This is a genomic window from Lentzea albidocapillata (assembly GCF_000719115.1).
Lineage (GTDB): Bacteria > Actinomycetota > Actinomycetes > Mycobacteriales > Pseudonocardiaceae > Lentzea > Lentzea albidocapillata.
In genome coordinates, this window is record NZ_JOEA01000009.1 from 205005 (window position 1) to 230413 (window position 25409).

Sequence of the window (25409 nt, forward strand, 5' to 3'; positions counted from 1 at the left end):
GCGGTGCTCGAAGCGCTGAAGGTCCGCGATTTCCGGCTGTTGTGGACCGGACGAACGGTGAGCCTGCTGGGCTCGTGGCTGCTGGTGATCGCGATCCCGGCCCACGTCTACGCACTCACCGGCTCCCTGCTCGCGACCGGTCTCACCCTGGTCGCCGAGTACCTGCCGCCGCTGCTGCTCGGCCCGTTCGCGGGCGTGGTGGCCGACCGCTGGGACCGCAGGCGGGTGATGATCATCGCGGACCTGTTCCGCGCCGCGGCGGTCACGCTGATGTTGTTCGCCACGGCCGAGCACTCGCTCTGGCTGGTCTACGTCGCGCTGATCGCCGAGAGCACCGGCGCCGTGCTGTTCCGCCCGGCCGCGCAGGCGCACATCCCGGCCGTCGTCGGCACCGGCGGTGGCCTGAGCAGCGCGAACTCGCTGAACGCCGCCGTCGACGGCACGGTCCGCCTCGTCGCGCCGCCACTGGGCGCGGTGATCCTGACGTTCGCCGGCTTCCAGACGCTCATCTGGATCGACGTCGCGAGCTACCTCGTCTCGGCGGCCGCGATCGCGGCGACCACGCGCACCACGGCGCAGGCGGTGAGCAAGCGGGTGCTCGCCGATCTCGCCGCCGGCTGGAAGGTGTTGCGGGACTTGCCGATCGCGATGGCACTGCTGCCGTTGACGGCGGTGTTCCTCGCGGCGAACGCCTCGCTCAGCGCGTTGCTCGTGCCGTTCGGCATCCGGCAACTCGGTGGCAGCGAACAGATCGGGCTCGTGGTGTCCGCACTCGGCATCGGTTTTCTGCTCGGCGCGGTGGTGATCCGGAGGCTGGTCGACCGGGTGCAGCCGCGGTTCCTGCTCGCGGCGAGCCAGCTGGCGACCGCCGTGGCGTTTCTCCTGCTCTTCAGCTCGACCTCGCTGGTCGTCGCGTTACCCGCTGGTGTCGCGATCGGCGTGTTCGGCTCCATGACGCTCGTGACATCACAAACGGCGTTGCAACGCGCCGTGCCGAACGAGGCACTCGGCCGGATCAGCGCGGTGTTCCTGACCGCGGAGGCGCTGGCGACGTTGATCGGCGCGCTGGCCGGGCCGCTGCTGGCACAGACGGTGTCGCTGTCCGCCGCCGTGGTGGTCGCCTGTGTGGTCACCGCGGGCGGCGCGTTGGCGGGACTCGCGGTGATGCCCCGCGCGGCTCAGGCAGAATGCGTGGTGTGAGCCTGGACAAGCTGACCGTGGACCTGCACCCGATCTTCCGCAGCGACCAGGACATCGCCCAGGCCGTCCGCAACGCGCTGTTCCGCGCGGCCGGGCAGCAGGTGCCGCTGGTCGAGATCATCACGGGCAAGGGGGCCGGCAAGCTCAGGAGCCGGGTGCTCGCGATGCTGAAGCAGCCGCACGTCAACTTCTCGACCCTGAAGGGGCCGAGCGTGCGCCCGATTCCTTCAAGCCGAGTCGCGTTCCTCGTCCACCACTGGTTGTGGTGTGCGGGCCGCATCTACCTGCAGCTGCTCAGGCAACCGTCGGTAAGGGCACGTTGACAAGTACCCACGCGCGCCGTGCCCGATCACGGATGTTCACGGCGGCGACGACGTCGGCGGGTCCAGCGAGACCGCACCGGCGACAACAGAACCGGTCCCTGGTGGGCCGGTCCGAACGGGACGTGTGCTTGCACCTGGGGCACATCTGCGAGGTGTAGCGGGCGTCCACCAGCAGCACCGGCACACCGGCCCGGCGGGCTTTGTAGGTGATGTGCTGTTCGAGCTGATGGAACGGCCAGCTGGACTGGGTGGCTCGCTGGTGCCGGTGCGGCCGTACCCGGTCGCGGATGCCGTGGAGTTCCTCCAGGGCGATTCCGCGGCCGGTGCGTGCGGCAACAGCCACGATGTCCTTGGCGATCTTGTGGTTGACGTGCGTCGCGTGTCGAGCTTCCCGACGGGCTCGCTTCTTCAGGCGACGGTGGGCGGACTTGGTGCGCCGGACCTGCAACTCGGCGCGTTTGCGGGCGTGCCAGCGGCGATAGCGTTGCAGGCGGCGGCCCTGGAAGTTGTCCAGGTCCGAGGTGGTGGCCAGGTTGGTGATACCCCGGTCGACACCGATCCAGTCGGCAGGCTCGAACACCTCCGGCTCGGGCACCTCGCAGGTGGCGATCAGAAACCACATGCCGTCGCAGAACAGCAGGTCCGACTCGCCCTGACGGTGAGCACGCAGTGTCGTCAACTGTTCCGGCGAGCAGGCGAACCGGAGGTCCTTCACCCTGCCCGCGGTTGTCCAGATGCTGACCGTCCGCGCGTCCAGCCGCCATGACAGGCAGCGGTCGTCGAACGGCTGCGCCGCCCACCGGCGAAACGAGATCGGCTTCGACTCGGCCTTGACGCGGCGCCGGGACTTCTCCGCGCCGAGGTTTCCAGCCCTGATCGAGGCCCGCAGGGTGGTGTAGGCATCGACGACTTTCTTCACCACCCGCACCGCGGGCTGCGCCGACAGACCGAACCGGTCCTTGACGTCGTGGTAGCAGAGCTTCTGCAACTCGTTACGGGACTTCACGTTCCGCTCGAACGCCACCCTCGACGCGTACTCCGCAGCCTCGTTGCAGGCATGCAAGGTCGCCGCCAGCGCCGCCACCTGGACAGGCGTCGGCAGCAGTTTCACCCGCACCACCAGCTTCACCACAGACGATCCTATCGAACGCGTGTTCGGTCGACATCGGCGCATCGGCTTCCTCCCGGCCGTGAACGGCCGGGCTTCCGCCGACAAACCGTCAGGTGAAGAAGCTCTACCGCCGCGTCGAGATCGCGCCCGGCAACGACGGAATGGTGCTGGTGCACCTGAAGTAGGGCTCAGCCCCGGCTGGTGCGCCGCATGACGCGGTCGAGCAGTTCGGCCTCCTCGCGGCTCTCCTCGTCGGACGAGGTGAGCGCGAGCAGGAAGATGATGATCACGCTGACGCCGGCGCCGCCGATGATCAACGACGTGATCAGCTCGTGCGAGTTGCCGACGACGATCGACGCGCTGTGGTCGTGTGCCATTTTCATGGCGTACATGCCGGTGTAGTGCATGCCCGTGACGGCGACGCCCATCACCAGGGCGGCGCCGATGACGGCGAGCAGGCCGCTGACCTTGCGCGTGAACCACAGCGCGACGGTCGAGGCGACCACGGCGATGAGGACGGACAGCGCCACCAGGCCGGGGTTGTAGCTGACGTCGGCGTTGATCACGATCGCGGACATGCCGGTGTAGTGCATCGCGGCGACGCCGAGGCCGGTGACGAGCCCGCCCGCGGCGAGTGGCCAGAAGCGCGTGTCGCCGTTGATGCCGTAGCGCCGCACGAGGAACAGGCCGGCGGCGACGACCACGATGGCGACGATCATGCTCAGCAACGTGATGGGGATGTCGTAGGCGACGTTCGCGCCCATCCACGTGCCGAGCATCGCGGTGAAGTGCATGCCCCAGATGCCGAGCCCGCCGATCGACACCGCGGCGACGCCGATCCACCAGTTGCGCGTCGTCCTGGACGCGTGCCGCGCCCGTTCCGCGGACAGGAGACCCAGGACGGAGCCAAGGAACGCCACGGCGTAGGCGGCGAGCGGCGTGTAGGTCCCCATGTCCATGAGAGATGAAAACATTTCAAATCTATTGGACACAAGGATGTTGTGGACAATCAAATCCATTAACACGAAGGGCGATCGGCCGGGCACGCGCAGTGCGCCACAACCATCCACAAAGGACTACTGTGCGTCTGTGCGGCGGGCAGTTCCACCCGCGCCGGCACCCGGCGGACGTCCTCAGAGGACGGTCACAGGACCACCCGGCCGGTGATGCCGAGCACGGAGTTCCCGCCGACCCAGATCGAGCCGTCTTCCAGCGAGAGGTGCACCCGGCCCCGGCGGCCGAGCGCGGTGCCCTGAGCCGCGACGTAGCGCTGCTGGGCGATCCCCGCCGGGATGAGCCACTGCGCGACCGAGGCGTTGAGGCTGCCCGTCACCGGGTCCTCCTCGAACCGCCCGCCCTCGTTGACGAACGCCCGCACCTCGAACGCCGCCTCGCCCCCGTCGGGATGCGGCCCGACCACCCCGATGCCCGTGAACTCACCGAACCGCTGGTAGTCGGGTCGCAGTGCCAGCACGGCAGCGGCCGAGTGGAGCAGCACGGCGACCCAGCCCGGCCCGTTGTCGGCCCACTGCGCGCCGGCGATCTCCTCCGGCGCGATCGCCAGCGCCGCGGCGAGAGCCGCGTGGTCCTCGACCGGCCCGCCGCGCAGGAGTGGCGGGGCGGCGAACGCCAGCCGCGAGCCGTCGCGCCGCACCTCCACCAGCCCGGCGCCGCACTCCTGCACCAGCCTGTCCGGGTCGCGCGGGGTGTGCCCGGCGGCCAGCCACGCGTGAGCCGATCCGAGCGTCGGGTGGCCCGCGAACGGCAGCTCGCGGCTCACCGTGAAAATCCGTAGCCGATAGTCGGCGGAGGGGTTCTCCGGAGGCAGGAGGAACGTCGTCTCGGCGAGGTTCGTCCAGTTCGCGAACGCCGCCATCTGTTCGGTGGTCAGGCCCTCCGCGTCGTGCACGACGGCGAGCGCGTTGCCCTTCGTGAACTCGTCGGTGAACACGTCGACCTGGCTGAACGTCCGCATGAGGCCAAGCTAGTCAATGGTGCGGTCCGACGTCTGGCGAGCACGCGAGGTGGTGACCTCACACGTGGTGCCGTCCTGTTACCGGCTCCTAACCTCGACCACATGTCCTGCCTGCAATGACGGAGGCGAACACATGCGATTGAGGAACGCGCTCGTGGCACTCGCGGCGGCCATCGGCCTGGCCGCGGCATCCCTGTCGATCTCGCTCGCGGCGGTCCCGCCACCGCAGCCCGGCACGCTCACCAAGTACGACATCACCGGTACCTATGTCAGCGGCGTGTCGTCCGGCGGCTACCTCGCCAACCAGCTCCACGTCGCGTATTCGAGCGTGTTCCAGGGCGCGGGCATCTTCTCCGCCGGCGCCTACGACTGCGCGCAGAACAACGTGAACACCGCGCTGCTCGCGTGCATGGACACCTTCCAAGCGCGCAAGTCGCCGGCCGAACTGGAGCAGCTGACCAGGAACCGCGCGGCGGCGGGCAGCGTCGATCCGCCGCAGAACCTCTCGGGCGACCCGGTCTGGCTGTTCCACGGCACCGCTGACGACACCGTCGCCCGCGTGGTGAACGACGATCTCGCCACCTACTACCGCGACTTCGGCGCACGGGTCGCCTACCACAACACCACCGCGGCCGGGCACGCGTGGATCAGTCCGATCGGCCCGAATGCCTGCGGTGCCACGGCTTCGCCGTACGTCAACAAGTGCGGGACCGACGTGGTGAAGGAGATGCTGGCACACCTGGCCGGTCCGGTGAACGCGGCCGCCTCGACGTTGTCCGGCAAGCTCGTGCAGTTCGACCAGAACGCCTACGCGCCCGGCGGCAACGCGGCGTCGATCAGCATGGGCCGCGACGGTTTCGCTTACGTGCCACGGTCGTGCGAGACGGGGCCGTGCAGGCTGATGGTGACGCTCCACGGTTGCTACCAGTACTTCGGGCTGATCGGCAACGCGTTGATGGACAAGGCGTACCTCAACGAGTACGCCGACACCAACAACATGATCGTGCTCTACCCGCAGGCCACCACGATGACCGGAAACCCGCGCGGTTGCTGGGACTGGTGGGGTTACCAGTCGCCTCAGTACGCGCTGAAGACCGGCCCGCAGATGACCGCCGTCGTGAACATGGTCAAGGCGTTGAGCGCCGGAGGACCACCGCCCACCACAACGACCACGACGCCGCCGGTCTCTGAGTGCGTCACCGCCAGCAACTACGCCCACACGGTCGCCGCCCGCGCCTACGTCACGCTCGGCCAGACCTACGCGCTGGGCTCCGGCCAGCCGCTCGGGCTGTGGAACACCTTCACCACCAGCACCATCCGGCAGACCTCGCCGAACCACTGGGTGAAGTGCTGACCGGCTGAGCTCCGGGGCGGCGGCGCGCACCGCCACCCCGGTCCCGTCAGCAGTGGTCGAACGCGTACCCGGACTGGCCCGGCCCGACGAGGTAGCGGTCGCGCAACGTCGTGGTGGCCGGGGTGTCCGGGTCGTTGCACACGTCCTCGAACGTGCCGCGCAGGTCATCGGTGTACTCGATGTCCATCACGCGTGAGCCGTACACGTCCGAGTAGGACGAACACTCCTCCCACCGGTGGCACTCCTCGGAGACCGCGAAGTCGAAGCCGACTTCGGAGCGTCCGCGGGAGGCCTCTTCGGCGGAGTTCTTCTGGCCGATCGCCAGGCCCTTGGCGTGCGTGCGGTCGGCGAGCAGCTTCGCGTAGGCGAGGTTGTTGTTCACGCTCAGCTTGCCGCGGGAACGCAGGTAGGAGTCGAGGTTGTCCACCTCGACGGCCTTGAATCCCTTGGCGGCGCACTGGTCGATGGTGCGGCCGATGATCGAGGCGAGCTCGGTGCGCTTCGCGGAGGTCGACGTGTCGAGCAGGAACTCGTCGGGCCAGTTCGGGTCGATGATCGGCTTTCCGGACGAGTCCTTGAGCACCAGGTGGCCGCGCTGGTTCAGCCAGACGTCGCGGTCCGCGGGCTGGGACTGGAACCCGTTGACGTAGCAGATGTTGTAGAGGCCGGCGGCGGGTGAGGCGGTGCTGTCGCGGGTCACCATGGTCACGCCCCGCGGTGGCGTGTACGCGGTACCGAGCTGGTAGTCGAGCACCGCGCCGGCAGGGGGCAGTTCGACGGCCGCGGCCGAGATGCCGCCGGCCTGACTGGACGAGGCCAGTGGCCCGGTGACGCAGGCCGCGAGGGCGAGTGCGGCGAGGGCGGTTCCGGTGAGGGCGCGCGCAGGGGAGGTCATCAGCGCCAGACTCCTTGATCGCTCACGAGCGGTGATTGGGTCTGAGCGACTGTAGCGAGAACGTACCCTCAAGGCCAGAAAGCAATCTCAATCGGTCAGAATGCTTGCTTGTTTGAGCGATTTCCGCTTAGGGTCCCCGACCACAGAGCCGCACCCACCCCTGAGGAGTCGACATGGCACACGGCAGAGGGCTGAGTCGCCGGACGGTGCTGATGATGGGCGCCGCACTCGTCATGACGGCGGGCTGCGGAACGGGCTCCGGCAGCGACGGCAAGGTGAAGGTGTGGCACGGCTACACCGACAAGGAGGCCGCGGCGTTCGACAAGCTCGCCGCGCGCTGGAACACCACGCACCCCGGCCAGCAGGTCGAGCTGGTGTTCAACGGTGGCAACGACAACGCGCTGCAGAAGACGCTGGCATCGTTCGCTTCGGGCAACCCGCCGGAGGTCGCCTACCAGTACGGCTCCTCGATCACCGGGCTCACCGGCCGCCCGCAGACGCAGGACCTCACGGACCTGCTGCGCGGCGACACGGCGTTCGACTGGGACGACCTCTTCCCGGCGGGCCGCGAGGCCGCCACGGTCGACGGCAAGATCTACGGCGTTCCCGCGCTCGTCGACAACCTCTCGCTCGTCTACAACAAGAAGCTGTTCGACGAGGCCAAGATCGCCCACCCCACCGAGTCGTGGACCTGGGAGGACTTCCGGTCGGCCGCGCGCAAGCTCAGCGGTGACGGCCGGTTCGGCTGGGCGTACGTCAACGACGGCACCGAGGACACGGTGTGGCGGTTCCTCGCGCTGCTCTGGCAGGCCGGCGGCGACCTGCTGTCCGCGGACGGGAAGAAGGCAGCGTTCGCCTCGGACGCCGGCACGCAGGCCATGCAGCTGTTGCGCGACATGGCCGTCACGGACAAGTCGGTATACCTGGACGCGGGCGACCAGCAGTACCTCAACCTCTTCAACTCGGGCCGGATCGGCATGCTGTGGACCGGGCCGTGGGACCTCGGATCGATCAACGAGGACGTGTCGTACGGCGTGCAGATCCTGCCGGGCAAGGTCACCCACGCGACGATCGCGGGCCCGGACACGTTCGTCGTGTTCGGTGAGAACGGCCGCGCGAACGCCCTGCCGTTCCTGAAGTGGCTGCTGTCCGCGGAGATCCACCTCGAGTTCGCGATGGAGACCGGCCACCTGCCGATCCGGCAGTCCGAAGTGGACCTCTCCGGCTACGCCGAGTTCGAGGCGAGGTACCCCGGTACCAAGGTGTTCGTCGACAACCTCGCGAAGAACGTGACGAAGTCCCGGCCGAACATCCCGCAGTACCCGAAGATCTCGCAGGTGCTGGGCACCGCCGTGCAGTCGGTCCTGCTCGGTCAGGCCGAACCCCGGGCCGCGCTCGACCAGGCACGCGGCGAGGTCGACCAGGCACTGGCGGGCTCGTGACGCTCGACCGGCGCAGGCTCGCCGACCACGCGGCAGGGTGGGGGTTCGCCGCCCCCGCCGTGGTGCTGATCGGGGTGTTCGGGCTCGTGCCCGTCGTGTGGTCGTTCTTGCTCTCCTTCCAGCACACTGACCTCACCTCGCCCGGGACGTTCGCGGGTGGCGACAACTACGCGAAGCTCGTCGCCGACCCGCTGTTCTGGGACGCTGCCCGCCGCACGATCGTCTATGTCGCGCTGTTCGTGCCGGTCACGCTCGCACTCGCGTTGCCGATCGCGGTGATGCTGAACCAGAGGATCCGCGGCGTCATGCTGTACCGGCTCGCCGTGTCCGTGCCGCTGGTGACCTCGACGGTCGCGACCGGCATCATGTTCAGCTGGCTGGCGAACCCGCAGTTCGGGCTGGTCAACGCGGCGCTGGACGCCGTGGGCCTGCCGAAGCAGGGCTTCTTCGCCGATCCCGGCCAGGCCCTGTTCGCCGTGGTGGCGATGACGGTGTGGGGCTGGCTCGGGTTCGCGGTCATCATCTACCTGGCGGCGCTGCAGAACGTGCCGAAGGACCTGATTGAGGCGTCCTCTTTGGATGGTTGCGGCCGAGTCCGGTCGTTCTGGCACGTCGAGCTGCCGCTGGTGTCACCCGCCACCGGCTTCCTGCTGGTGTGGCTCACGATCAACGGCCTGCAGCTCTTCGACGCCGTGTACGTGACGACCAAGGGCGGGCCGCTGCGCGCGACCACCGTGCTCGTCTACCACCTCTACAACGAGGCCTTCGTGAGCTTCGACGGCGGCTACGCGGCGGCCATCGGCTGCGCCGTCTTCGTGCTGATCGCCGCCTTCACCCTCCTGCAGCTGCGGTTCAACCGCCGGTCCCACTACGAGGTTCGATGAGAAGGCCCAGCGCACTGCACCTGGTCCTGCTGCCGCTCTCCGCCGTGATGGTCACGCCGCTGGTCTGGATGCTGCTGGTGTCGGTGTCCACCCAGCAGGAGTCGCGGCGGTTCCCTCCCGGCCTGCCCAGCGGGATCGAGTGGGAGAACTACCTCGCGGCGATGCGGGACGCGCCACTGGGTTCGTGGCTGGTCAACAGCTTCGTCGTCTCCGTCGTCTGCGTGGCAGGCAACCTGCTGCTCTGCTCGCTGGCGGGGTACGCCTTCGCGCGCATCCGGTTCTTCGGCGGCAGGGTCGCGTTCTTCCTGATGCTGGCGACGCTGATGGTGCCGTTCCAGATCGTCATGCTGCCGTTGCTGATCATGATGCGGTCGCTGGGACTGGTCGACACGCTCGGCGCGCTGATCGCTCCCAACCTGGCCACCGCGTTCGGCGTGTTCCTGATGCGGCAGTTCTTCACCACGCTGCCCCGCGAGCTGGAGGAGGCCGCGCGGATCGACGGGGCGAGCAGGCTGCGGACCCTGCTGCAGGTGCTGCTGCCGTTGATGCGGCCCACGCTCGCGACCCTCGCCGTGCTCACGTTCCTGCAGACCTGGAACGACTTCCTGTGGCCGCTCATCGTCGTGCAGAGCCCGGACACCATGACCGTCCAACTGGGACTGCAGAGCTTCCAGGGCGCGCACACCACGAACTGGCCGAAGCTCATGGCCGGCACGGTGCTCAGCCAGCTGCCCGTCCTGCTCGTCTTCTTCTTCGCCCAGCGGTTCTTCGTGCGGTCGGTGGCCGCAGCGGGCATCAAGTGACTGAACAACCAAAGGAATCCGCCATGCACAGCACCTCCGCCGCGCAGCTGCACACCACGGCCGAGATCGCGTCCCAGCCGGCCTGCTGGCGCCGGGCGGTCGCCCTCGTCACCGAACCCGGGGTCGTGGCCGCTCTTCCCGCGCACGGCGAACGCGTCGCGGTCGTCGGCTGCGGCACGTCGTGGTTCATGGCCCAGGCCTACGCCCGGCTGCGCGAGGACGCGGGGCTGGGGGAGACCGACGCGTTCGCCGCGTCCGAGTTCCCGTTCGGCCGCACCTACGACCGGGTCGTGGCGCTGACCCGGTCGGGCACCACCACCGAGGTGATCGACGTGCTGCGGCGGCTGAACGTGCCGTCGACGGCCATCGTCGGCACCCCCGGCACCCCGGTGACCGAGCTGGCCGATCACGTGGTCGCGCTGGAGTTCGCCGACGAGCGCTCGGTCGTGCAGACGCGGTTCGCCACCACCGCGCTCGTGCTGCTGCGCGCTCATCTGGGCGAACGGCTCGACCGCGCGATCCTCGACGCGGAGCAGGCCCTGGCCGAACCGCTGGGCGCGGACCTGGTGGAGCGCAACCAGTTCACGTTCCTCGGCGGCGCCCCCTGGACGACCGGTCTCGCCGCCGAAGCGGCGCTCAAGATGCGGGAGGCGTCGCTGAGCTGGGCCGAGTCGTACCCGGCCGCCGAGTACCGGCACGGGCCGATCGCCATCACCGACGAGAGCTCCCTGGTCTGGGTGCTCGGCACCCCTCCCGAGGGCCTCGGCCTCGACGTCGCCGGGGCGGGCGGGCAGTGGATCGCCCGGGATCGCGACCCGCTCGCCGAACTCGTCGCGGTGCACAGGCTCGCCGTGGAAGTGGCGCTGCTGCGCGGACTCGCCCCCGACACCCCGCGCAACCTCACCCGGTCGGTGATCCTGAACGGCACGCCGTGAGGGCGTTGACCGTCACGCTCAACGCGGCGCTTGACGTCACCTATCGCGTCGGCGCCCTCGTGCCGGGTGACACCCACCGCGTCTCCGGCGTGGCCGTGCGCGCGGGTGGCAAGGGCGTCAACGTGGCGCGAATGCTGCTGGCGCTGGGCGTGCCGGTGCTCGCGACCGGGTTCGCGGGCGGATCGGCGGGTGCGGTGCTGCGGGAGGACCTGAGCCGATCCGATGTGCCGCACGCGATGTTCCCGATCGCGGGGGAGACCCGGCGCACGGTCACCGTCGTGGCCGATTCCGGTCAGGCGACGCTCTTCGCCGAACCGGGACCGGTCGTCACATCTGAGGAGTGGTCGGGATTCCTGGTCCACTACTCGGAACTCGTCGCGAACGCCGACGTCGTGGTGCTGTCCGGTTCACTGCCGCAAGGGCTCCCGGACGACGCCTACGCGACGCTCGTGCGCTCCGCGCCCGTGCCGGTGGTGCTGGACGCGGACGGACCGGCGCTGGCTCTCGGAGCCGCCGCCGGGCCCGCCGTCATCACGCCGAACCGCAGCGAGCTCGCGGCAGCGTCCGAAGTGGACGATCCACTCGCTCTCGGCGCCACGGCGGCACTCGTGTCCGACGGCCCGCGCGGGATGACCGCCCATACCGCCGATGGCGTGTGGTCGGCGGCTCCGCCCGAGGTGATCACCGGGAACCCGACCGGTGCCGGTGACGCCGCCGTCGCCGCGCTGGTCGCCGGGTGGCACCTGCCGTGGCCGGAGCGTCTCGCCGAGGCGGTGGCGTTGTCGGCGGCGGCGGTGCGCGCCCCGCTCGCCGGCGACTTCGACCGCGCCTTCTACGACCAGCACCGGGCGGATGTCACGCCCAGACCAGTTCCAGAGGACTAGAACATGCCCTTGGGGAAACTTCGCGAGATGATCGGCGGACCCGCGCCGGTGCCCGCGTTCAACGTGATCCAGGTCGAGCACGCCGAGGCGATCGCCGCCGCGGCCGAGCAGACCGGAGCACCCGTCGTGTTGCAGATCAGCCAGAACGCCGTGCGCTACCACGGTTCTCTGCGCCCGATCGCCGCCGCCGCGCTCTCCGTCGCCGCCGCGGCGACCACGCCGATCGCGGTGCACCTCGACCACGCCACCTCGGAGGATCTGGTGCGGGAGGCCGTCGAGCTCGGGTTCGGGTCGGTGATGTTCGACGCCTCCGCGTTGCCGCACGACGAGAACGTGGCCCGCACGGCGGAGGTCGTGCGCTGGTGTCACGAGGCCGGCGTCGGCGTCGAGGCGGAGCTCGGTGAGATCGGCGGCAAGGACGGCGTGCACGCACCGGGTGCGCGCACCGATCCGGACGACGCCGCCGCGTACGTGGAGGCGACAGCGGTGGACTTCCTCGCCGTCGCCGTGGGTTCCTCGCACGCGATGCTGAGCCGCGACGCCCAGCTGGATTTCGAGCTGATCGCGTTGCTGCACAAGGCGGTGCCGGTGCCACTGGTACTCCACGGGTCGTCCGGTGTCGCCGACGAGAACCTCGCGGCGGCCGTGCGGGCGGGGGTGTGGAAGATCAACATAGCCACGCAGCTCAACAAGCACTTCACCGCCAGCGTGCGGACCGCACTCGACGACGACCCCGCTCTCGTCGACCCCCGGCGCTACCTCGGTGCCGGACGTGAGGCCGTGTCCGCCGAGGTCGCTCGGCTCATCCGCGTACTGAAAGGCTGATCCATGGTCACCATTGCCTTCGTGGGCGCGGGTTCCGTCGAGTTCACCCGGCAGCTCCTGCGCGACGTGCTGTCGTTCCCGGAACTGGCCGACGTCACCATCTCGCTGCACGACATCGACGCCGAGAGGCTGGAGGTCGCGGCGGCACTGGCCCGGCTGGCCGGTGGAGCGCACGTCCGCACCTCGCTGTCGCGCCGGGAAGCGTTGGAGGGGGCCGACGTCGTGGTGAACATGGTCGCGATCGGCGGCCACGCGGCGACGCTGACCGACTTCGACGTGCCGGAGTCGTTCGGCCTGCGCCAGACCATCGGCGACACCCTGGGGATCGGCGGGATCTTCCGCGGGCTGCGCACCTTCCCGTTCCTGGACGGGCTCGCGGCGGACGTGCTCGCCGTCTGCCCGGACGCCTGGCTGCTGAACTACACCAACCCGATGGCCATGAACATCCAGTACCTCACGACCGTCGCGCCCTGGCTCAAGGTGGCAGGCCTGTGCCACTCGGTGCACTGGACCATCCACGACCTCAGCGCGTTGGTCGGTGTGCCGCACGACGAGGTGGACTTCCTCTCCGCCGGCGTGAACCACCAGGCGTGGATCCTGCGGTGGCAGCACGAGGGACGTGACCTCTACCCGGCGCTCGACGCCGCGATCGCGGGCGATCCGGGGCTGGCACGGCGGGTGCGCGTCGACCTGTACCGCCGCTTCGGTTTCTACCCGACGGAGACGAGCGAGCACTCGTCCGAGTACGTGCCGTGGTACCTGCGGCACCAGTCCGAAGTGGAGCGACTGCGTCTCCCCGTCCGCGACTACGCGACGATCAGCGCGGAGAACGTGGCCACGTACGAGAAGACCCGTGCCGCGCTGGCCGCCGGCGACGCACCGCCGACGCTGTCCGACGACGCCGTCGAGTACGCGCCACAGATGATCCACAGCCTGGTGACCGGTCAGCGCCGGACGATCCAGGTGAACGTCGCGAACCACGGCCTCATCTCCAACCTGCCCGAAGGAGCCGCCGTGGAGGTGCCCGCGACGCTGGACCGGCTCGGCGTGCACCCGCACCGCGTCGGCGCCCTGCCCCGCCAGCTCGCGGCCCTGAACCGGAGCTTCCTGAACGTGGTGGACCTGACCGTGGCGGCGGCGGTCGAGGGCGACCCCCGGCACGTCCGGCACGCGGCCCTGTGCGACCCGGCGACGGCCGCCGCGCTCACCGTCACCCAGATCGACGACCTCGTCACCGCGATGACCGCCGCGCACGGCGACCTGCTGCCCGCCGCGCTGCGGAGTGCCTGATGGACCTCCTCGTGATCGGTGACGCGAATCCGGACGTGCTCGTGTTCGGCGCCCCCGGCACCCCTGCGTACGGGCAGGCGGAAACGCTGGTGGACCAAGGAGTTCTCGCGCTCGGCGGCTCGGCGGCGATCGTCGCGCACGGCGCCGCGCGCCTGGGGCTGGAGGTCGGTCTCGCCGCGATGGTCGGCCGGGACGCGGCGGGTGACTTCGTGCTGGACGCACTGAAGTCCGCGGGTGTGGACATCAGCGCGTGCGTCCGGCACGAGTCGTTGCCGACGGCGTTGACCGTGTGCCTCAACCAGGCCGGGGGAGACCGGGCGATCCTGACGGCGCCGGGATGCCTGGCCGCTTTCGGTCCCGAGCACGTTCCGGCGGTCGCGGCCCGGCACGTGCACGCAGCCTCGTACTTCCTGCAACCCCGCCTCGCCGCCGGCCTGTCCGAGGTGTTCCGGACGGCGCGCACTCGGGGCGCCACCACCTCGCTCGACACGAACGACGATCCGTCCGGAGGGTGGAAGCTGTCTGAGGATCTGTTGGAGCAGTGCACTTTCGTGCTGCCGAACCAGGCCGAGGCGGTGGCGCTCACCGGCGCCGCGGACCCGCTGCCCGTGTTCGCCGCCACCGGCACGGTTCCGGTCGTCAAGGCGGGCAGGGACGGCTGCGTCGCGTTGTCCGGCGGCGAACGGATCACCGCCCGTCCGCCGGTCGTGGAGCCGGTGGACACGGTCGGCGCGGGCGACTCGTTCGACGCGGGCTTTCTGGCCGGATGGCTGCGGGACGGCGACCTGCGCGCGGCACTGGCGCTCGGTGCGGCGGCGGGGGCGCTGTCGACGCGCGGCGCCGGGGGAGTGGCGACACAGCCGTCCTGGGCCGAGGCGACGGCCCTGGCGCGGAGCGTAGCGATAACGAGCACACAGAATGCGTGATTTGTCCTCAAGTGGTGCCAAAGCGAGCATGATCGGTGCGTTATGCTGATCGCGTGCGTCAAGAGCAGCGCCTAGCGGCGATCCTGGGGAAGCTCGCGGACGCGGGCTCGGTGACGGTGACCGGGCTCGCGGAGGACCTGGGCACGTCGGTCGCGTCGATCCGCCGGGACCTCCAGTCGCTCGAAGAGCAGAAGCTGCTCAAGCGCACCCACGGCGGCGCGGTGGCGGCGGAGGTCATCTACGAACTGCCGCTGCGCTACCGGCTGGGCCGCCGCGAGGAGAAGCGCCAGATCGCCGAGGCAGCCGCGAAGTTCGTCACCGAGTCCGTCCACTCGGTAGGCCTCAACGGCGGCACGACGACGACCGAACTCGCCCGCCTCCTCGCCGGCACCAGGCAGCTGAAGGTCGTGACGAACGCCCTCAACATCGCCTCGGACCTGTGCCCCCGCCCCACGATCGACCTCGTCGTCACCGGCGGCGGCGTGCGCCCGGAAAGCTACGAGCTGGTCGGCCCGATCGCCGACCGGGCCCTCGCCGGCATCAGCCTGGACCTGGTCTTCCTCGGCGTCGACGGCATCGACGCGCGCGGCGGCATCACGACCCACGACGAGGTCGAGGCCCACACCGACCACTGCCTGCTGCGCACGGCGGACCGTGTGGTCGTGCTCGCGGACGGCTCCAAGGTGGGCAAGCGCGCGTTCTCGCGCATCGCCGGGATCACGGACGTCCACGTCGTGATCACCGATTCCTCGGCACCCGCTGCGGAACTGGACCGGTTGCGCGCGGTGGGCGTCGAGGTGGTCGTCGCCTAAGGCGACGACCACCTCGAGCCCATAAAGTGATCGCATGACGGGCGCGGACTGGCTTGCCTCACTGACCGCCGACGGCGACGCGCTCGGCCGGGTCAGCACGGCGGAACGCGTCGCCGACTTCGTCCGGACCCGCGTCATGGAGGGCGACCTCCCGCCGGGCACCCGCCTGTCCGAGGAAGCACTGCGCACCGCACTGGGCGTCGCACGCAACACGCTGCGAGAAGCGTTCAGGCTCCTCACGCGCGAACGTTTGCTGGTGCACGAGCACAGCAGAGGTGTCTTCGTACGCACGCCCGACGCGGCGGACATCGTGGACCTCTACGCCGCCCGGCGGGTGATCGAGGGCGGTGCGCTCACCGCGTGGCCCACGGCGCCGGAGGAGAAGCGCCAGGCGGTGCGCGACGCCGTGCGGTTCCAGCGGGAATCGGCGCGGGCGGAGCGCTGGAGCGACGTCGCCACCGGCAACGTGCGGTTCCACCTCGCGATCACCGGCCTGGCAGGCAGCGCCCGCCTCGACGAGGAGGTGCGGCGGCTGCTCGCGGAGATGCGCCTGGTGTTCCACCACATGGGCGACCAGCGCGAGTTCTACGAGAACTACGTGCAGCTCAACCGCGACATCCTCGAACTCGCCGACCGCGGTGCCGTCAGCGAGGCGGAAGAGGCGCTGCGGAAGTACTTCGACGTCGCCGAGCAGCACCTGCTCAGGCGAATGCGGGCACAGGCCTAGCCGCCTGCCTTCTCGCGCAGCTCCTCCACCTGCGCTTTCGTCAACCCCCAAGCAACCTGAACGGTTTCGGCGCGCGTTGGCAAAGACGGGGTGTAAGGCGAAGCGAAACCCGAGGAGCTTCATGTCGTCAGACGCGGAACTGATCGGCAGATCGCTGAGCGGAGACACCGATGCCTTCGTCGAAGTGGTCAGCCGGCACGAGACCGCGATCGGGAACTACCTCGCGCGCCGAGTGGGACGTCAGACCGCCGAGGACGTGCTCGGTGAGGTGTGGGTGGCGGCCTTCGAGTCGCGGGCGAGTTACGACCGCTCGTACCCCGAGGCCCGGCCTTGGCTGTACGGCGTCGCGCTGAACAGGCTGCGGCGGCTTTGGCGGTCCGAACCGGCCGAAGAGCCGGCCTCGGACATCACCCGCTTGGCGAACGAGTGGGATCCCTGGCCCGAAGTGGACGCCCGCGTGGACACGCAGGCACTGCTGCGGCAGGCACTGGCACGGCTCAAGCCGGACGAGCGCGAAGTGCTGGGCCTGGTCGCCTGGGAGGACCTGACGGTCGCCGAAGCAGGACGGGCGCTCGACATGCCGGCGGGCACGGCCCGTCGTCTGCTGCACCAGGCGCGCAAGGCACTGCGCGACGCCCCAGAGGTCGTCGCGCTGCTGCAAGTCCCGACAACGTGAAAAGACACCCCATGGATGAGATGGATCTGATGAAGAAAATGCGTGACGTGCCATCCCCACGCCCTGAGGCGTACAACCGTGCTCGCACGGCGCTGAGCACCGCGATGGCCGAGCCCACCGCCACGGTCGTGCGACCGAAGCGCTGGTTCTCCTGGCCCAAGGCCGGTATCGCCGCCGTCGGCGCGGCAGCCGTGGCGACGGCGGTGGTGATGGGCACGACGGGCGGCACCGTCCCGGCCGGGTCCCCGGTCGCTGCCCCGCAGGTGGTCGACTCCCCGCTGGTGAAGCTGGCCTCCGACGTCAAGGCGGCGGGCGCAGTGTCCGGCGACGCGTCGCTGATCATCCGCTCGACGACCGCGCCGGACAACTCGCCGTACGTCTTCTACACCATCTACACCGACAAGGGGCAGACCTTCCACGGCGACTCGGCGAAGACCGTGTCGGCCTCGGTCGCCAAGGGGGAGAACCAGGCCACCGAGTTCGACGCGAAGGTGATGGCGGCGGCCCGCCTCGCCGCGAACGGCGACGTGGAGAAGGCCAAGAACGCGATCGTCAACGCCTCGCCCACCGGCTGGGCGCTCGGCCAGAGCACCGCCGAGCAGGAGAAGGCGTGGGCGCAGCGCCAGGAGGCGACCGCCGAGGTCTACCGCATGAAGGGCCTGCCGGTGCACCCGCCCAAGCCGCGCCCGACCGGCAAGGAGCTGGAGGACGGCGTCAACAACACCCTGTGGAGCAACACCACGTACGCGCTGTTCATCGGCGCGGCCAACGCCGAGGTCCGCTCGGGCGTGCTGAAGCTGCTCGCCACGATCAAGGACGTCTCCATCGGCAAGACCGACGCCGAGGGCCAGTCCGCGCTGACCCTCACCGCGGGTCCCTCCCTGCAGGGCGGGACCGGTACGCACGTGCTGACCGTCAACGCCGACAACGGCCTGCCGATCCGTTCCGAGGTCATCCCGGCGGCGGGATCGGACAGCAAGCCCTCGGTGACGAACTACAAGTCGTCGCGCGTGAACCTCGCCGACGTGGTGGTGGGCAAGATCTGATTTTCAGTCCTAAGAGGACCAAGGCGCGCGCGCCTTGGTCCTCTTAGGACTGTCACTGTCCGGCGGAGTCCTTCACAGGTCCGCCATCGCCGACGCCGGAGCTTCGACGCAGTCGGCGACGAACCGGAGGAAGCCGCCCGCGGTGCCGCCGTCGCACACGCGGTGGTCGAACACGAGCGACAGCTGCACGATGTGCCGCACCACGATGTCACCGCCGACCACCCACGGCCGGGGCAGGATCCGGCCCATGCCGAGGATCGCGACCTCGGGGTGGTTGATGATCGCGGCACTGCCGTCGACCCCGAGCACGCCGTAGTTGTTCAGCGTGAACGAACCCGAGCTCAGTTCGGCCGCGGTGGCGGTTCCCTCGCGGGCGGCGGCGGTGAGCCTGCGGATCTCGGCGTCGAGACCGCGCATGCTCAGGCGGTGCGCGTCCTTGATCGCCGGGACCACCAGGCCGCGGCCGGTCTGCGCCGCGAGACCGAGGTTGACGCCGTCGAGGTGGGTGATCTCGCCGCGTTCGGTGTCGACCCGGGAGTTCAGCTCGGGGAAGCGGGCGAGCCCTGCCACGACGAAGCGGGCGATCATGGCCAGGATCCCTGGTGCCGCACCGGTTTCCTTCAGATCGGCGCGGAGCTCCAGCAGCGCGGTCGCGTCGACGTCCACCCAGGTCGTCGCTTCGGGGATCTCGGTGCGGCTGCGGGTCAAGGTCGCGGTGACCGCCTTGCGCAGGCCCGTCAACGGCACGCGGGTGCGGATCGGCAAGCCCGTGCGCTGGTCCACGTCGCTCACGACGACCACCGGTTCGGAGGCGGCTTCGACGTCGCGGCGCGTGATCAGGCCATCCGGTCCGGTACCGGTCAGCGCCTGGAGGTCGACGCCGTTGTCGCGGGCGAGGCGGCGCACGATCGGCGACTGCACGGCGGGGCGTTCCCCGTTCCGCGCCGGCGACCGCACGGCGGAGCGGGGAACGACCTTCCGCCGACGGCGGGACGTGTTCGCCTCGGAGGTTCCGTAGCCGATCAGGACGTTGCCGGAACCGGCGCGTTCCTCCTCGACGTAGGTCTCCAACCGCACGGCGTCGACCGAGATCAACGGGGAGCCCACCTGGAGGGTGGCGCCTTCCTCTCCGTGCAGCCGCGCCACCACACCGCCGAACGGGGAGGGCACCTCGACCATCGCCTTGGCCGTCTCGACCTCGGCGACGGGCTCGTCCACGGCGACCGCGTCACCGGTCTTGACCAGCCACCGGACCAGCACCGCCTCGGTCAGTCCCTCGCCGAGGTCGGGCAGCTCGAACACCTGGGAGCTCATGCGGCGTCCTCCCACTGCAGCGTGTCGACGACGTCCAGGATCCGGTCCACGCCGGGCAGGAAGTGGCGCTCCAGCTTCGGCGGGGGATAGGGCACGTCGAACCCGGTGACCCGGCGGACCGGCGCCTCCAGGTGGTGGAAACAGCGCTCTCCCACCCGTGCCGCGATCTCGGAGGCCACGGAGGCGAAACCGGGTGCCTCGGCGACCACCACGGCCCGGCCGGTCCGGCGGACCTCGGCGCACACGGTCTCGTCGTCGAACGGGACGATGGACCGGAGGTCGACCACTCCCAGGTCCCGGCCCTCGGTCGCGGCCTGCGCGGCGGCGGCCAGTGCCACCGGCACCGAGGGGCCGTAGGCGATCAGCGTGGCGTCCTTGCCGGGGCGCCGGACGACCGCGCGCCCGATCGGCGGGACGGCGGCCGACACGTCGACCTCCTCCTTCGAGAAGTAGTGCTTCTTGGGTTCGAGGAAGATCACCGGGTCAGGGCTGGCGATCGCCGCGCGCAGCAGGCCGTAGGCGTCGGCGTTGGTGGCCGGCGCGACGACGGTCAGGCCAGGCGTGTGCGCGTAGTAGGCCTCGGACGAGTCGCAGTGGTGCTCCACACCGCCGATCCCGCCGGCGTAGGGGACGCGGATGACGATGGGCAGCCGCACCCTGCCGCGGGTGCGGTTGCCCATCTTCGCGACGTGGCTGACGATCTGCTCGAAGGCCGGGTACGCGAAGGCGTCGAACTGCATCTCGACGACCGGGCGCATGCCGTTCATGGCCATTCCCACCGCCATGCCGACGATTCCCGACTCGGCCAGCGGGGTGTCGAACACCCGGTTCTCACCGAAGTCCCGGTGCAGTCCGTCGGTCACGCGGAACACCCCGCCCAGCTGGGCCACGTCCTCGCCGAACACGACGACGGAGTCGTCCTCGGCGATCGCGTCCCGCAGCGCGGTGTTGATCGCCTGCGCCATGGTCATCTTCGGGGTCGTCGCGGAGCTCATCACGCCTCCTCGAAGTCGAGCTCGGCCCGCAGAGCCGCACGCTGTCCGGCCAGCTGCGGCGTGGGGGTGGCGTAGACGTGGGCGAACAGTTCCTCGGGGTCGGCGGTCGACTCGGCGTTGACGCCGGTCCGGACCGCTGCCGCCATCGCCTCCGCGGCGGCGGCGATCTCCCGTTCGTGGTCGTCGTCGAGCGCGCCGATCCCGGTCAGGTAGGTCCGCACCCGCAGGAGCGGATCACGCGGCAGCCAGTCCGCGACCTCGTCATCGGTGCGGTAGCGGCTGGCGTCGTCGGCGTTGGTGTGGGACTCGATCCGGTAGGTGTCGGCCTCGACCAGCGTCGGTCCCTCACCCGCACGTGCTCGCGCGACGGCCTCGCCGAGCACTTTCTCCAGGGCCGGCAGGTCGTTGCCGTCGACGCGCACGCCGGGCATGCCGTACCCGATCGCCTTGACCGCGAGCGACGGCGCGACGGACTGGCGGGCCAGCGGCACCGAGATCGCGTACTTGTTGTTCTGCACGAAGAACACCACAGGAGCGCGGAAGACGGCGGCGAAGTTGCAGGCCTCGTGGAAGTCGCCTTCGCTGGTCGCGCCGTCTCCGCACAGCGCCATCACCACCGTGTCCTCGCCCTTGAGGCGCGCCGCGTGACCGACCCCGACCGCGTGCGGCAGCTGGGTCGCCAGCGGTGTCGCCTGCGGGGCGACCTTGTGCCGCATCGGGTCGTAGCCGCAATGCCAGTCCCCGCGCAGCAGGGTGAGCACCTCGACCGGATCCACCCCGCGGGCGGCGATGGCGGCGGTGTCGCGGTAGGTCGGGAACAACCAGTCGCCGTCCGCGAGCACCGACGCGCACGCGACCTGGCAGGCCTCCTGACCACGCGACGACGGGTACACGGCCAGCCGTCCCTGGCGGACCAGCGCCCCGGCCTGTTCGTTCAGCCTGCGCGCGAACACGAGCCTGCGGTACCCCTCCAGCAGAGCCTCGGCGTCGGGCGCCGGCGTACCCCGGACCAGGCGCCCGGACTCGTCCAGCCACCGGGCCGGGGTGATGGCCGCCTTGAGCTGACCGGCACTCATCCGCACCTCCGCGAGCAGTTTCAGTTGGTCCGAATGTTGCCTAGAGTCGTGGCCATTCGGCCATATCCGCGCGAGAGAGCGAGACGATTGGTCAACTGCTCCGATTCAGCAGGTCCAGTTGGCTCGGCATCTCGTGCATTTGACCTGAGGAGCGAGACACGTGGACACGGAGCTGGACGAGATCGACCGCCGGATCCTGCGTGAACTGGAGGCGGACGGCCGGTTGTCCGGGCGTGCCCTGGCCGAACGCGTGATGATCTCGCGCGCGAACGCCTACGCCCGCTTCGAACGCCTGGTGGCCGACGGGGTGATCACCGGCTTCACCGCGCGCGTCGACCCGGTCAAGGTCGGGCTCACGACGTCGGCCTACGTGGCGATGACGGTGCGGCAGAACAACTGGCGCGACCTGCAGACGCAGCTCCGCGCGATCCCCGAGGTGCGGCACATGGCGCTCATGGGCGGCGAGTTCGACGTGATGCTGCTCGTCAGGGCGGAGGGCAACAACGCGTTGCGGCGCGTCGTGCTCGAGCAGCTGCAGACGATTCCCGGCGTCCTGTCGACCAAGACGTTCCTGATCTTCGAGGACGCCGGCAACTGAGTCGCCTGTCACATCGGGTAGAAGCTGACACCGGTGTCAACGAATAGCGTCGAACCGTCCACGGCACGACGGTGAAGGAGCTGTTCTCGATGAGCAAGGCGTTGGGCTACAAGGCTTTCGGCGGTCCCGAAGTGCAGGATTTCTTCGAGCGGCCGGTCCCCTCGCCGGGTCCCGCCGAGGTTCTCGTCCGCGTGACGGCCGCGGGGGTCAACCCGCTCGACCACAAGCTGCGGTCCGGGCACGCCGCCGCCCTGAACGGCCATCTGCCCTTTCCTCAGGTCCTGGGGATGGAAGCGGCCGGCACCGTTCTCGAGGTAGGTGCCGACGTGACCGGCCTGGCCGTCGGCGACCGGGTCACCGGGTTCGCGCTGACCGGTGCGGGCACGTACGCGGAAACGACGCTGCTGCTGGGCGAGTCCACGGCCCGCATCCCCGACGCGCTGCCGGACACCTGGGCGGCGACCATCCCCGTCGCCGGCACCACCGCGCTGGACGTGCTCGACCAGCTCGGCCTGCCCGCCGGGGCGTCGCTGCTGGTGAACGGGATCGGCGGTGGCGTCGGCATCGCGCTCGCCCAGCTCGCACGGGACCGGAACCTGGTCGTGACGGGCACGGCCGGCGCGGCGAAGCGGGACCTCGTCACGGCCACCGGCGCGACGTTCGTCGACTACACCGAGGGCGACGTCGTGGACCGGCTCCGCGCGCACGCCCCGAACGGCTTCGACGCCGTGGCCGACACCGTCGGCGGCGAGTCACTGCGCGAGGTCGCCCCGCTGGGAGCGAAGCTCGTCTCGGTCGGGGACCCGTCGGTGACCGAACTCGGCGGCGTGGTGGTCCACCGCCGCCTGGACCGGCGGGGTCTCGAACGCGTCGCCGAACTCATGGTCACCGGGCGGCTGGACCCGCACATCACGGGGACCTATGCGCTCGCCCAGGCGCAGGAGGCGCTGGCACTCGTCGAGTCCCTGCACGCCACGGGCAAAGTCGTCATCGACCTGAGCCTGTGACCGCGTTCACCCGGCACCCGCCCGGTACCGGGTGTTGATCTCGATCAGCTCGTCGAGGACGGCCCTGGCCTCGACGAGCTGCGTGATACCGGCGGTCAGCCGGTCGCGTTCCCCCAGCATCGCGGTGAAAGCGTCCTCGGCGACGTTCTTGTCGTCGCTGTCCACGCACGGCAGCAACCGGGCGATCACCTTGCTGTTCAGGCCCGCGTCGAACAACCGCCGGATGATCTCGACGCGCCCGACCTCCGTGGCCGCGTAGTGCCGTTGCCCGCCGGCGGACCGCGTGCTGTGCACCAGGCCCTGCTGCTCGTAGTACCGCAGGGAGCGGGCGCTGACCCCCGTCCGGCGGGCCAGTTCGCCGATCTTCATCGTCGTGGCGAGAGACGTCGTGGTCACCCCACCCAGCCTAGGCCCTGGTTCCTCTGTGTCACCGACGGATGAGACCGAGGCCGGTGGCGTTGGCGACGGCGGAGGTGCGTGAGTCGACCCCGAGCTTCGTGTAGATCCGTGCCAGGTGTGACTTGACGGTGCCTTCGGTGAGGTGAAGCCGTTGTGCGACAGCCCGGTTCGACAGGCCTTCGGCGACGAGGACGAGGACCTCGGTCTCGCGCCGGGTCAGAGCGGTGTCGGGTGTGCGCAGCCGGTTCATGAGCCGATCGGCGACGGTGGGGGCCAGGGTGGTGCGTCCGGCGGCGGAGGTGCGCACGGCAGCGGCCAGGTCCTCGGGCGGGGCGTCTTTGAGGACGTAGCCGGTGGCTCCGGCTTCGATGGCGGGCAGGGTGTCGGCGTCGGTGTCGTAGGTGGTGACGACGAGGACGCGTGGGCCACCCGGCCGGCTGGTGATCGCGGCGGTGGCTTCGGCACCGTTCATGCCGGCGCCGAACTGCAGGTCCATCAGCACGACGTCGATGCCGCCCTCGGCGGCACGGGCGACCGCGGCCTCGGCGGTCGCGGCCTCGGCGACCACGTCGAGGCCGGGTTCTGTCTCCAGCACGGCGCGGAGCCCGGCTCGCACCACGGGGTGGTCGTCGGCCAGGAGCAGGCGGATGGGGGCGTCGGTCACGAGTGGCCCTCGGTTTCGGCGGGCGGGTCGAGGGGGAGCTGGGCGGCCAGAGCGGTGCCCTGGCCGGGGGCGGATTCGATGGTAAGTGCGCCACCGAGCGCCTGCGTGCGAGCTCGCATGGCCGCCAGTCCGAAACCGCCGCGCTCGGGGTCGCGGCCGGGAAGGTGATCGAGGTCGAATCCGGTGCCGTCGTCGACGACGTCGAGTGCGATGTGGTCGCCGAGGTAGCTGAGGGTCACCTCGACGGTGGCGGCGTGGGCGTGGCGGACGGTGTTCGAGAGGGCGGCCTGGGCGATGCGGAGCAGGGCGACCTCGTGTGCGGTCGGCAGCGGTACCGGCTCGCCGGTGGGCCGGAAGTGCGCCGTGATCTGGTGCCGGGCGCTGGTGCCGGCGCACAGGCGTTCCAGCGCGCCGGCCAGCGTGGTGTCGTCCAGCGCGGGCGGTGTGTGGCCGGCGACGAAGCGGCGGGCTTCGGCGAGGTTGTCCGCCGCGGCCTGGCGTGCCTGTTCCACGTAGCGGGCGGCGTTGACCGCGGTGTCTGGCAGTGCCCGTCCGGCGGCACGCAACAGCAGCTGGATGCTGGAGAGCCCCTGGGCGAGGGTGTCGTGGATCTCGCGGGCCAGGCGTTCGCGTTCGGACAGGACCCCGGCGGTGTGCTGGGCTTGGGCTAGGTCAGCGCGGGTGGCGGTGAGTTCGTCGATCAGGCGCCTGCGGTGTTCGCTCTCCCGGTAGAGGGCCTGATATCCCCAGACGACCGCGACCGCGACCGCGGCGCCGAGGGCCGGGCCGAGCGCGATGGCCGGGCTGAACGAGCCCTGGTGGGCGGCGAAGGCGGTGATCGCGGCGAGCGTGGTCACGGCGACGGCGGCCGGCCCTGCCCTGCGGGGCAGCAGGTGGAGCTGGAGGAAGTACAGCGGGAAGGCGACCCACACCCCGTCCGGGGTCAGGGCCATCAGCACCAGCCACGCCGCGCTCAGGGCCGCCAGCCAGCCGGCGGCGGCCCGGCGTGAGGTACGGATGCGGGGCAGCAGCGGCCCGGCCGCGTAGATCAGCGCGCACACCGCAGACACCGCCACGACCAGTCCGGCCTGCGCCCTGCCGTCGGCCACGGCCCGGCCGCCCGCCAGCGCGAGCAGGCCGGCGACCAGCAGGTGCAGGCACCAGTCGAGCACTCGGCTGGTCGGGGTCAGGGCGGCGGCGTTCACAGTGACTCCAGGCTACGGAGACAGGTCCCGCGGCGCCTCCATC

27 protein-coding genes are annotated in these 25409 nt (G+C 70.3%); 17 read left to right on the forward strand and 10 right to left on the reverse strand.

Annotation, left to right across the window (positions count from 1 at the left end):
• Nucleotides 1-3 precede the first annotated feature (3 nt).
• Nucleotides 4-1200 carry an MFS transporter gene (locus IG04_RS0115005; protein ID WP_030477252.1) on the forward strand — a complete coding sequence of 399 codons (1197 nt, stop codon included), beginning with the start codon at nt 4-6 and terminating at the stop codon, nt 1198-1200.
• Entirely contained in the window at nt 1197-1523 is a 327-nt protein-coding gene (locus IG04_RS45230) for a Smr/MutS family protein (RefSeq protein ID WP_245816175.1), read from the forward strand. Before IG04_RS0115005 ends, IG04_RS45230 begins: the two co-directional genes overlap by 4 nt.
• Here IG04_RS45230 and IG04_RS0115015 read toward each other — a convergent pair.
• The 3 genes from IG04_RS0115015 to IG04_RS0115025 all read right to left on the reverse strand — a co-directional run bounded on the left by IG04_RS0115015 (nt 1495) and on the right by IG04_RS0115025 (nt 4609).
• Nucleotides 1495-2652, reverse strand: a complete 1158-nt coding sequence (locus IG04_RS0115015) for an RNA-guided endonuclease InsQ/TnpB family protein (protein ID WP_211257765.1) — start codon at nt 2650-2652, stop codon at nt 1495-1497. The genes IG04_RS45230 and IG04_RS0115015 overlap by 29 nt on opposite strands.
• Before the next feature lie 170 nt (nt 2653-2822).
• Nucleotides 2823-3593, reverse strand: a complete 771-nt coding sequence (locus IG04_RS0115020; RefSeq protein WP_051769932.1) for an MHYT domain-containing protein — start codon at nt 3591-3593, stop codon at nt 2823-2825.
• Nucleotides 3594-3778: 185 nt separating this feature from the next.
• Nucleotides 3779-4609: a PhzF family phenazine biosynthesis protein gene (locus IG04_RS0115025; protein ID WP_030477256.1), complete on the reverse strand. Its 831-nt coding sequence runs from the start codon at nt 4607-4609 to the stop codon at nt 3779-3781.
• 133 nt (nt 4610-4742) lie between these two features.
• Between IG04_RS0115025 and IG04_RS0115030 the strand changes: the two genes are divergently transcribed.
• Nucleotides 4743-5963: an extracellular catalytic domain type 2 short-chain-length polyhydroxyalkanoate depolymerase gene (locus tag IG04_RS0115030; protein WP_084401247.1), complete on the forward strand. Its 1221-nt coding sequence runs from the start codon at nt 4743-4745 to the stop codon at nt 5961-5963.
• Between the two features lie 46 nt (nt 5964-6009).
• Here the strand turns inward: IG04_RS0115030 and IG04_RS0115035 are convergent, their stop codons facing one another.
• On the reverse strand, nt 6010-6858 hold the full coding sequence (locus IG04_RS0115035; RefSeq protein ID WP_030477258.1) for an endo alpha-1,4 polygalactosaminidase: 849 nt from the start codon (nt 6856-6858) through the stop codon (nt 6010-6012).
• 173 nt (nt 6859-7031) lie between these two features.
• Between IG04_RS0115035 and IG04_RS0115040 the strand changes: the two genes are divergently transcribed.
• From IG04_RS0115040 to IG04_RS0115095, 12 genes are all read left to right on the forward strand, one after another.
• On the forward strand, nt 7032-8300 hold the full coding sequence (locus tag IG04_RS0115040) for an ABC transporter substrate-binding protein (protein ID WP_051769936.1): 1269 nt from the start codon (nt 7032-7034) through the stop codon (nt 8298-8300).
• The gene (locus tag IG04_RS0115045; protein WP_030477260.1) at nt 8297-9184 is read left to right on the forward strand and encodes a carbohydrate ABC transporter permease; all 888 of its coding nucleotides are present in this window, start codon (nt 8297-8299) and stop codon (nt 9182-9184) included. Before IG04_RS0115040 ends, IG04_RS0115045 begins: the two co-directional genes overlap by 4 nt.
• On the forward strand, nt 9181-9987 hold the full coding sequence (locus tag IG04_RS0115050) for a carbohydrate ABC transporter permease (RefSeq protein WP_030477261.1): 807 nt from the start codon (nt 9181-9183) through the stop codon (nt 9985-9987). Before IG04_RS0115045 ends, IG04_RS0115050 begins: the two co-directional genes overlap by 4 nt.
• A gap of 23 nt (nt 9988-10010) precedes the next feature.
• The gene (locus IG04_RS0115055) at nt 10011-10922 is read left to right on the forward strand and encodes an SIS domain-containing protein (protein ID WP_051769939.1); all 912 of its coding nucleotides are present in this window, start codon (nt 10011-10013) and stop codon (nt 10920-10922) included.
• Entirely contained in the window at nt 10919-11806 is an 888-nt protein-coding gene (locus IG04_RS0115060; RefSeq protein WP_245816174.1) for a 1-phosphofructokinase family hexose kinase, read from the forward strand. The genes IG04_RS0115055 and IG04_RS0115060 overlap by 4 nt, the downstream gene beginning before the upstream one ends.
• 3 nt (nt 11807-11809) lie before the next feature.
• Entirely contained in the window at nt 11810-12631 is an 822-nt protein-coding gene (locus tag IG04_RS0115065; protein ID WP_030477264.1) for a class II fructose-bisphosphate aldolase, read from the forward strand.
• 3 nt (nt 12632-12634) lie between these two features.
• Nucleotides 12635-13921, forward strand: coding sequence for an alpha-galactosidase (gene melA / locus IG04_RS0115070; RefSeq protein WP_030477265.1), 1287 nt, complete (start codon nt 12635-12637; stop codon nt 13919-13921).
• The gene (locus tag IG04_RS0115075) at nt 13921-14847 is read left to right on the forward strand and encodes a carbohydrate kinase family protein (RefSeq protein WP_036014667.1); all 927 of its coding nucleotides are present in this window, start codon (nt 13921-13923) and stop codon (nt 14845-14847) included. Before melA ends, IG04_RS0115075 begins: the two co-directional genes overlap by 1 nt.
• A 53-nt stretch (nt 14848-14900) precedes the next feature.
• Nucleotides 14901-15659 (forward strand): DeoR/GlpR family DNA-binding transcription regulator, encoded by a 759-nt coding sequence (locus IG04_RS0115080; protein ID WP_030477267.1) that lies wholly within the window; start codon nt 14901-14903, stop codon nt 15657-15659.
• Between the two features lie 34 nt (nt 15660-15693).
• Nucleotides 15694-16386 (forward strand): GntR family transcriptional regulator, encoded by a 693-nt coding sequence (locus IG04_RS0115085; RefSeq protein ID WP_030477268.1) that lies wholly within the window; start codon nt 15694-15696, stop codon nt 16384-16386.
• A 121-nt stretch (nt 16387-16507) separates the two neighbouring features.
• A complete protein-coding gene (locus IG04_RS0115090; protein ID WP_030477269.1) occupies nt 16508-17062 on the forward strand; it encodes an RNA polymerase sigma factor in 555 nt (184 codons plus the stop codon).
• A 29-nt stretch (nt 17063-17091) separates the two neighbouring features.
• The gene (locus IG04_RS0115095) at nt 17092-18108 is read left to right on the forward strand and encodes a hypothetical protein (RefSeq protein ID WP_245816173.1); all 1017 of its coding nucleotides are present in this window, start codon (nt 17092-17094) and stop codon (nt 18106-18108) included.
• A gap of 72 nt (nt 18109-18180) precedes the next feature.
• On the opposite strand, the gene IG04_RS0115100 is transcribed toward IG04_RS0115095, so the two are convergent.
• The 3 genes from IG04_RS0115100 to pdhA are packed head-to-tail and all read right to left on the reverse strand — an operon-like array spanning nt 18181 to nt 21493.
• Nucleotides 18181-19422, reverse strand: a complete 1242-nt coding sequence (locus IG04_RS0115100; RefSeq protein ID WP_030477271.1) for a dihydrolipoamide acetyltransferase family protein — start codon at nt 19420-19422, stop codon at nt 18181-18183.
• Nucleotides 19419-20417, reverse strand: coding sequence for an alpha-ketoacid dehydrogenase subunit beta (locus IG04_RS0115105; protein ID WP_030477272.1), 999 nt, complete (start codon nt 20415-20417; stop codon nt 19419-19421). The genes IG04_RS0115100 and IG04_RS0115105 overlap by 4 nt, the downstream gene beginning before the upstream one ends.
• Nucleotides 20417-21493: a pyruvate dehydrogenase (acetyl-transferring) E1 component subunit alpha gene (pdhA, locus tag IG04_RS0115110; RefSeq protein WP_030477273.1), complete on the reverse strand. Its 1077-nt coding sequence runs from the start codon at nt 21491-21493 to the stop codon at nt 20417-20419. The genes IG04_RS0115105 and pdhA overlap by 1 nt, the downstream gene beginning before the upstream one ends.
• 160 nt (nt 21494-21653) lie before the next feature.
• Between pdhA and IG04_RS0115115 the strand changes: the two genes are divergently transcribed.
• Together IG04_RS0115115 and IG04_RS0115120 are read left to right on the forward strand one after the other, a co-directional pair.
• Nucleotides 21654-22091 (forward strand): Lrp/AsnC family transcriptional regulator, encoded by a 438-nt coding sequence (locus IG04_RS0115115; protein ID WP_030477274.1) that lies wholly within the window; start codon nt 21654-21656, stop codon nt 22089-22091.
• Between the two features lie 89 nt (nt 22092-22180).
• Nucleotides 22181-23098: an NADP-dependent oxidoreductase gene (locus tag IG04_RS0115120; RefSeq protein WP_030477275.1), complete on the forward strand. Its 918-nt coding sequence runs from the start codon at nt 22181-22183 to the stop codon at nt 23096-23098.
• Nucleotides 23099-23104: 6 nt separating this feature from the next.
• Here IG04_RS0115120 and IG04_RS0115125 read toward each other — a convergent pair whose 3' ends face one another.
• The 3 genes from IG04_RS0115125 to IG04_RS0115135 are packed head-to-tail and all read right to left on the reverse strand — an operon-like array spanning nt 23105 to nt 25366.
• The gene (locus IG04_RS0115125) at nt 23105-23494 is read right to left on the reverse strand and encodes a MerR family transcriptional regulator (protein ID WP_338043533.1); all 390 of its coding nucleotides are present in this window, start codon (nt 23492-23494) and stop codon (nt 23105-23107) included.
• 31 nt (nt 23495-23525) lie between these two features.
• Entirely contained in the window at nt 23526-24161 is a 636-nt protein-coding gene (locus tag IG04_RS0115130) for a response regulator (RefSeq protein ID WP_030477277.1), read from the reverse strand.
• Entirely contained in the window at nt 24158-25366 is a 1209-nt protein-coding gene (locus IG04_RS0115135; RefSeq protein ID WP_030477278.1) for a sensor histidine kinase, read from the reverse strand. Before IG04_RS0115135 ends, IG04_RS0115130 begins: the two co-directional genes overlap by 4 nt.
• Nucleotides 25367-25409: the final 43 nt, after the last annotated feature.

Bases quoted from the DNA above. Each gene is read 5' to 3' on its own strand.
- IG04_RS0115120 (WP_030477275.1), top strand. From the start codon at position 22,181: ATGAGCAAGGCGTTGGGCTACAAGGCTTTCGGCGGTCCCGAAGTGCAG.
- IG04_RS0115095 (WP_245816173.1), top strand. From the start codon at position 17,092: ATGAAGAAAATGCGTGACGTGCCATCCCCACGCCCTGAGGCGTACAAC.
- melA (WP_030477265.1), top strand. From the start codon at position 12,635: ATGGTCACCATTGCCTTCGTGGGCGCGGGTTCCGTCGAGTTCACCCGG.
- IG04_RS0115055 (WP_051769939.1), top strand. From the start codon at position 10,011: ATGCACAGCACCTCCGCCGCGCAGCTGCACACCACGGCCGAGATCGCG.
- IG04_RS0115030 (WP_084401247.1), top strand. From the start codon at position 4,743: ATGCGATTGAGGAACGCGCTCGTGGCACTCGCGGCGGCCATCGGCCTG.
- IG04_RS0115085 (WP_030477268.1), top strand. From the start codon at position 15,694: ATGACGGGCGCGGACTGGCTTGCCTCACTGACCGCCGACGGCGACGCG.
- IG04_RS0115025 (WP_030477256.1), bottom strand. From the start codon at position 4,609: ATGCGGACGTTCAGCCAGGTCGACGTGTTCACCGACGAGTTCACGAAG.
- IG04_RS0115065 (WP_030477264.1), top strand. From the start codon at position 11,810: ATGCCCTTGGGGAAACTTCGCGAGATGATCGGCGGACCCGCGCCGGTG.
- IG04_RS0115100 (WP_030477271.1), bottom strand. From the start codon at position 19,422: ATGAGCTCCCAGGTGTTCGAGCTGCCCGACCTCGGCGAGGGACTGACC.
- IG04_RS0115020 (WP_051769932.1), bottom strand. From the start codon at position 3,593: ATGGACATGGGGACCTACACGCCGCTCGCCGCCTACGCCGTGGCGTTC.
- IG04_RS0115050 (WP_030477261.1), top strand. From the start codon at position 9,181: ATGAGAAGGCCCAGCGCACTGCACCTGGTCCTGCTGCCGCTCTCCGCC.
- IG04_RS0115105 (WP_030477272.1), bottom strand. From the start codon at position 20,417: ATGAGCTCCGCGACGACCCCGAAGATGACCATGGCGCAGGCGATCAAC.
- IG04_RS0115035 (WP_030477258.1), bottom strand. From the start codon at position 6,858: ATGACCTCCCCTGCGCGCGCCCTCACCGGAACCGCCCTCGCCGCACTC.
- pdhA (WP_030477273.1), bottom strand. From the start codon at position 21,493: ATGAGTGCCGGTCAGCTCAAGGCGGCCATCACCCCGGCCCGGTGGCTG.
- IG04_RS0115075 (WP_036014667.1), top strand. From the start codon at position 13,921: ATGGACCTCCTCGTGATCGGTGACGCGAATCCGGACGTGCTCGTGTTC.
- IG04_RS0115090 (WP_030477269.1), top strand. From the start codon at position 16,508: ATGTCGTCAGACGCGGAACTGATCGGCAGATCGCTGAGCGGAGACACC.
- IG04_RS0115040 (WP_051769936.1), top strand. From the start codon at position 7,032: ATGGCACACGGCAGAGGGCTGAGTCGCCGGACGGTGCTGATGATGGGC.